At 68.0% G+C, this 6,328-nt stretch carries 3 protein-coding genes; all 3 read right to left on the bottom strand.

All coding sequences use genetic code 11. The annotated features are described in order from the left end of the window. Positions 1 to 152: 152 nt before the first annotated feature. Positions 153 to 1,574, bottom strand: a complete 1,422-nt coding sequence (locus tag AUL32_RS19080; RefSeq protein ID WP_082659839.1) for a pentapeptide repeat-containing protein — start codon at positions 1,572 to 1,574, stop codon at positions 153 to 155. Positions 1,575 to 2,751: 1,177 nt separating this feature from the next. Then, entirely contained in the window at positions 2,752 to 4,752 is a 2,001-nt protein-coding gene (locus AUL32_RS19075) for a response regulator (protein ID WP_062118556.1), read from the bottom strand. A 552-nt stretch (positions 4,753 to 5,304) separates the two neighbouring features. Next, the coding region (locus AUL32_RS19070) for an HAD-IC family P-type ATPase (RefSeq protein ID WP_156421533.1) at positions 5,305 to 6,328 on the bottom strand (1,024 nt) is incomplete at its 5' end.

The following is a 6,328-nucleotide window of genomic DNA, read 5'->3' as shown; positions in this document are numbered from 1 at the left end:
GTTCCCGCCGCTGACCGCTTGCGGCCTCTGGATTGCAAGCGGTCACTATAAAGAGTCGGCCGGGCTTTAGAACCGGCAGACGCCAAGGGCGGGCCGGGTGTGCGATGCCCGACCCCGACCCATCACCACCCTGAGCCGCGACCTCGCGCCCGTCAGCGTCGGATGCGATTTCCCAGGATGTAGCCGAACAGGCCCATGAGGATGATGCCGATCGCGCCTTGCAGGCCGACCAGGATATTGGCCGTGCGGCCCACCACCTCGATCCCGATCTCGGGCGGGTTGGACGTCATCATGTTGAGGGCGCTGTAGCTGAGAAGGTCGATGACGTTGCGGGTCGGGATTTCCGCGCCCTTGGGCACCAGCCCTCCGTCCAACCCATAGAGCGCGCCGAAGACGAGGATCAGGATCGCGAAGGCGCGCACGACGCGCGACAGGCTCTCGCCATAGTCGCACAGCCATTCCACGAAGCGATCGGCGGCCCAGACATAGGATTGCTGGAGGAGCGCGCGCCAGCGGCGCTCTCGGAGCGCTTGGCCCGCGCCGGCGCGCGCGCCCAGGCAGCCCATCTTGCGGCCCTTCTTGTAGGCCCAGCCGGCCTCCGCCTTGGCGCCGATGCTGATGAAGTTCGCCTCCAGCGCGGAATAGCTCGCCCGCGCGGCCTCGAACTGACCGGCCACCTCTTCGCCCACCGCGCCGCCGAGCTGCTCGGCGCGCAACCGGCAGCCCTCGATCCAGGCGCCGCCGAAGCGGACATGGCGAAGGTCGCAGCTCGACAGGTCGATGCGCAGAAGCGTCGTGTCGGAAAGGTCCGCGCCGCTGAGATCGGTGCCGGTCAAGGCCGCCCCGGCGAGATTGGCGCCGCGCAGCCGCGAGCCGCGAAGCTTGGCACGCTTGAGGCTGGCGCCGGTGAAGTCGGAAAAGGTGAGGTTGACGTCCGACAGGTCGGCCTCGTCCAGACGGGCCTTGCGAAACACGGTTCGGTCGGCGTCGGCGCCGGTGAAGTCGGCGCCCCATCCGTCCGCCCCCTCGAAATCCGCACCGTCAAGAAGCGCAGCTTTGAAACTGGAGAAACGCAGGTTCGCGCCGCGAAAGATCGCATCCTCCAGCATCGCGCCCTCAAACTCGGCCTGTCCGCCGACTGCGTTCACGAAGGAGGCGCCGCTGAGATCGGCGTTCGAGAAGCGCGCCTCCTCGATCAGCGCGTCGTCGAAGCGCGCGGCGCGGCCGACGCCGTTGGCGACGACGGCGCGTTTCAGATTGGCATGGGTGAGATCGGCGCCCGTGAACGGAAGGCCGGAGAGATCGGCGTCCGCGAGATCGAGCCCCTGCCATTCCGCGTCCCACCAGTCGGGCGGCGAGGGCAGGGCGGCGACGGCCACGGCCAGACGCGGCGCATCCGCCACCGCATCGCGCAGGTTCGCGGCGGGCGACGGGGCGGGCGCATCCCCGCCGCGCGCCACGGCGAGATAGGCGAGAAAGCTCTGGAGGCGCTGGCGGGCGCGCTCTGTGGCGGTGGCGGTGGTGGGCGGGGAGGGCGCCGCGCTCGGTGCGGTCTCGTCGAACAAGGCGCTCATCAGTTGGTGCTCGCAGCAAAGGAGGTGAGATGGGCCGGGAGTGGCGTCAGGCCACGAGGCGGGCTCGCGAGCGGCCGTGGCGAAGCGAAGCCGGTGGCGAGCCCGTCTTGGGAAGGGCGGCGGCGAGTGTTGGACAGAGGGCGCGAACGGGTCATTGATGGAGCCTTGGTTCTGCGTAAGGGCAGGCGAGCGGCGAAGGAGAGGGGCGGGATGTTCGGAGCGGGGCAGCGCTTTGCGCCAGACGGGGGCACGGAACCGGTCCGCTCGCCGCCTTCTCCCTGACGCTGGAAACCGTTTCGTGCCAGCCGTCTGGCGACGATATCGCTTTCCCGGCTTTCAGCATGGCAGCCGATTCTGCCTGACGGCACGACCCGCCTTTAGCAGCCCGTTTGAAAACTCGGGCGGGTCGGTCCGACGGTTCTTTTTCGCCGTCGCCTGTCCGCATGGACCGTTGCCAAATCTCGCTGATGCGCTTTAGCATCGACGGCGATCGGCCCCTTGCGACATTCGGAAATCCCGCGCCGGTCCTGCGCTGCCGAGTTTCCGAATATCCGCCGAGCGCACCGCGTCGTCCGCGAACAAGCGCTATCGCAAAGACACACGGAAGCGGCTCGCGATCATCCGGGTTGCCCCGCTCGCGGAGGGTGATCGTGCCGTCCTCGCGTTCCTGGGACGAAACGGTTTCGAGACCGACGCGCGTCTCGTCTCGCACCGCCGCACCCATGGGACGCTCGCGGAACGTCTCGGACGCGATGGGCTTCTCAAAACCTTTGAACGATCGCATGCGGGTGATCCGAGTCATTTGGCAGCTAAGGTTTGGTTCGTGCTCGGACGTGCGGGGGCATGCCGATTTGAGCGGACCGGCAGGCGCCATGCGATCGAGGGCCAAGCACGGGGCCGAGGCGGCGGCGGTTTCCTTGTCGGTCTTCGCAACGACATCAGCCGTCGGAAACCGCCGATGGTCCGCCGCACCTTTGGGCCTCGCGGAGCGGGCTCCCTCCGCCCTGTGCGTCTCACTGCGATCAAACGGCCGCATGCGAATAAGACATCTCGCCCAGCAAGCCACCGTCCGCTCGAACCCACGGCCATGTCGCCTCGTGTCGTCACACCATGGCCGCCGAACGCAAGAACGCGCCACCGTCCGCCGACCCCGAGAGCCGCCGGACGAGGCCGCCGATCAGGTCTTGCCTTCGCCCTCCGTCAGCGCGCGCACATTGGCGGCGACTTCGCGAAGGCTGACCTGGCCTTTGCTGAGGACCTGTGCGGCCGTGTCGAGCTTGCCGCGCTCCTCGGCCGTCAGGTCGCGCGCAGAGAGCACGATCACGGGAATGTCGCGGTCGCTCGGCCGGGCGCGAAGCGCGCGCAGAAAACCGAACCCGTCCATGATCGGCATGGTGAGGTCGAGCAGGATGACGCGCGGCCGCGCCTTGGCCACGGCGTCCAGCGCCTTCTGGCCGTTCTCGGCCTCCGCCACGGTCCAGCCGTCGCGCTCAAGGGTCTGGCGCACCCGGGCCCGCGCGTCGGGATCGTCGTCCACCACGAGGACATCGCCCACCGCCTCGCGGAACCGGTCCATGACCGAGCGGAAGCGCTCCCATTTCACCGGCTTGTCGACATAGTCGGCGGCGCCCAGCGAGGAGGCGAGTCCCCGCTCGCTGACGAAGGTGACCATGACCACGGGAATGTCGGCCAGATCCGGGTCGGCCTTCAGGCGGCCAAGAACGGTCCAGCCGTCCATGCCCGGCATCATGACGTCGAGCAGAATGGCGCGGGGCCGAAGCTCCTTGGCGAGCGCCAGCCCCGTCGCGCCATCGGCGGCGGTGACGGTCGAGAAGCCCTCGCGCGCCAGAAAGCGGGTCATGAGTTCGCGTTGCGCCGTGTCGTCGTCGATCACCAGGACGATCTTGGCGGGATCGACATCGGATACCACCGGCAGCTGGGCGTCGGGCAGGGCCTCCTCGGGCGACAGGGCGTCGGCGATGTTGACGGGGAGGGTGAGCGTGAAGCGGCTGCCGCGCTCGGCCTCGCTTTCCACCGTCACGTCGCCGCCCAGCATGGCCGAGAAGGCTTTGGTCAGCGAGAGGCCGAGACCGGTGCCGCCATATTTGCGCGTGGTCGAGGCGTCAGCCTGGCTGAAGCGTTGGAACAGGCGCTCCAGCTGCTCGGGCGTCATGCCGATGCCGGTGTCGGTGACCGCGAAGATCATCGCCTCGCCCTCGCGCCGGACGCTGAGCGTGATCGTCCCGTCCTGCGTGAACTTGGCGGCGTTGCTGAGGAGGTTCAGCAGGATCTGCCGCACCTTGGTGACGTCGGAATGAAGCGTGCCGACGTCCGCCGCGATGTCGGTGACGAGCCGGTTGTTCTTCTTCTCCACCAGCCGCTGCGCGGTGGTCGCGACATCGGAGACGATCTCGGCGACGTCGAAGGTCTCGGTGTAGATGTCCATCTTGCCGCTCTCGACCTTGGACAGGTCGAGCACGTCGTTGATGAGGCTGAGGAGATGGCGGGCGTTGCTCTCGATCTTGGCGATGTCGCCGGCGAGATCGGCCGCCGCCGCACCGTCCTCCGCCTCCTCGATCAGCATCTCGGCATAGCCGATGATGGCCGAAAGCGGCGTGCGTAGCTCGTGGCTCATATTGGCCAAGAACTGGCTCTTGGCGATGTTCGCTTCCTCGGCCGCCTGCAGCGCATCCATTGCCGCGCGCTCGGCCAGGATCTGCTCGGTCGTCTCGTTGCAGGCGCAGAACAGGCCGATCACGCCCGACTCGTTATCGTAGACCGGCGTGTAGGAAAAGGCGAAATGCGCCTCGGTGGTCTCGCCGTTGCGCTCCACGAAAAGCGTGATGTCGTCGAAATGAACGGATTGGCCCTCATGGACCTGCGCCACCAGCGGCTCGATCTCGTCCCAGACCTCCAGCCAGACCTCGCGGAACGTCTGCCCTAGCGCGGCGGGGTGCTTGCTCTGGAGAAGTTGGATATAGGCGTCGTTGTAAAGCATCGTGCCCGCCGGACCCCAGGCGACATACATGGGCTGACGCGAGGCCAGCATGAGGCCGACGAGCGTTTTGAGCGAGCGCGGCCAGGTGGAGGGCGCGCCGAGATCGGTGGAGGACCAGTCGTAGCTTCGCAGCCGCGCGGCCATCTCGCCGGACCCGGTCAGGAACCTGGAGGATGTCATGGCGAGTTGGGACCCAAACAGAAGCCGCTCCGCAGGATGCGGAGGGCATGAAACGGTTTAGATATGCAACTCGGCGGCGGCGGACAGGGACAGGCGGCCGACTATTCGCGGTCCTGGGCTGCGACAGGATTGCACGGGGATGCGGGTCTGGGTCCGGTGGGAGCGGGGGAGGGGAGGGCGAGCCGGGATCGTCGATCTTCTCAGCGCTTCGAAGTCCTGCCTTGATCGCCACGCGAACCCACGCCCCTTCTGATCTGGACGCGGGGCAAAACCTGTCTGGGTCGTTCGCTCGCTCGTGTCGTAGCCAAGGTTGGCCGATGCCCCCTCACGTCCTTCTTGCTTTGCTCGTCGTCAACGAACGAACCCCCCTTCCTTTTCTCCGTCGGCAGGTCCCGTCCCAGTTCTTTTAAGACTGTTTGACAACCCGATCGGGGCGGTCTGTCGGCGCTTTTTCCGCCGACGCCCGTCCGTGAGGATTGGTGCCAATCCTTGCGGATGCGTCCCCGCATCCCTCAAGCTTCGCTCTTCAGAGCGAACAAAAACCCTCTCCCATTATCCGCGAACAGGCCTTGGCCCGAGCTCCGAGCGCGGTGTCCAAGCCAGAAGCCGCATGGCGTTGGCGGTCACCAGCACGGTCGCGCCCGTGTCGGCCAGGATGGCGGGCCAGAGGCCGGTGAGGCCGACGATCGTGGTAACGAGGAAGACGGCCTTGAGCCCCAGCGCCAGCGCGATGTTGACGCGGATATTGCCCATGACGCGCTTCGACAGGGCGATCATGTCTGGGATGTCCTGAACCCGGCCGTGCAGAATGGCGGCGTCGGCGGTCTCCAGAGCGACGTCGGTGCCCCCGCCCATGGCGATGCCGAGATCGGCGGCAGCCAGCGCGGGCGCGTCGTTGATGCCGTCGCCGACCTTGGCGACTTTGAACCCCTGCGCCTGAAGCTCGCGCACGATCCGCTGCTTATCCTGCGGCAGGAGCCCCGCCCGCACCTCCAAACCCAGATCGGCGGCGACGGCCCCGGCCGCGCGCGCATTGTCGCCGGTCAGCATGATCGTGCGAAGGCCGTCGGCATGAAGGCGCGCGAGCGCGGATTTGGCGTCCGGCCGCGCTTCGTCGCGCAGCGCGATGAAGCCGGCCACCGCGCCCGCAAGCACCACGACCGACACGGTCTTGCCCTCGGCATTCAGCGCCTCGATCGCCTCGCGTTGCTCATGCGTCAGCTCGCCGCGCCGGGCGGCGGCCTTCGGCGAGCCGAGAAACACGCGTTCGCCGCCGACGCCGCCCTCGACCCCCTCGCCGGGCAGCGCGTGCGCGTCGAACGAGGGCGGGGCGGGCGCCCGGTCGGCCTTGGCCCGCGCGAGGATCGCCAGCGCCAGCGGGTGGCTCGACCCTTGTTCCAGAGACGCCGCCAGGGACAGGACCTGCGGCGCGGAGCGGCTGCCGGCCACGATGTCGGTCACCACCGGCCGCCCTGCCGTCAACGTGCCCGTCTTGTCGAAGGCGATGGCCGTGATGCGCCCGAGGCTCTCCAGCACCGCGCCGCCCTTCATCAGGAGGCCGCGGCGGGCGCCCGCC

Origin of the sequence: Aureimonas sp. AU40, assembly GCF_001463785.1 — a bacterium.
GTDB lineage: Bacteria > Pseudomonadota > Alphaproteobacteria > Rhizobiales > Rhizobiaceae > Aureimonas.
This window is presented reverse-complemented; position numbering and strand designations above follow the sequence as displayed.

Bases quoted from the DNA above. Each gene is read 5' to 3' on its own strand.
- AUL32_RS19075 (WP_062118556.1), bottom strand. From the start codon at position 4,752: ATGACATCCTCCAGGTTCCTGACCGGGTCCGGCGAGATGGCCGCGCGG.
- AUL32_RS19080 (WP_082659839.1), bottom strand. From the start codon at position 1,574: ATGAGCGCCTTGTTCGACGAGACCGCACCGAGCGCGGCGCCCTCCCCG.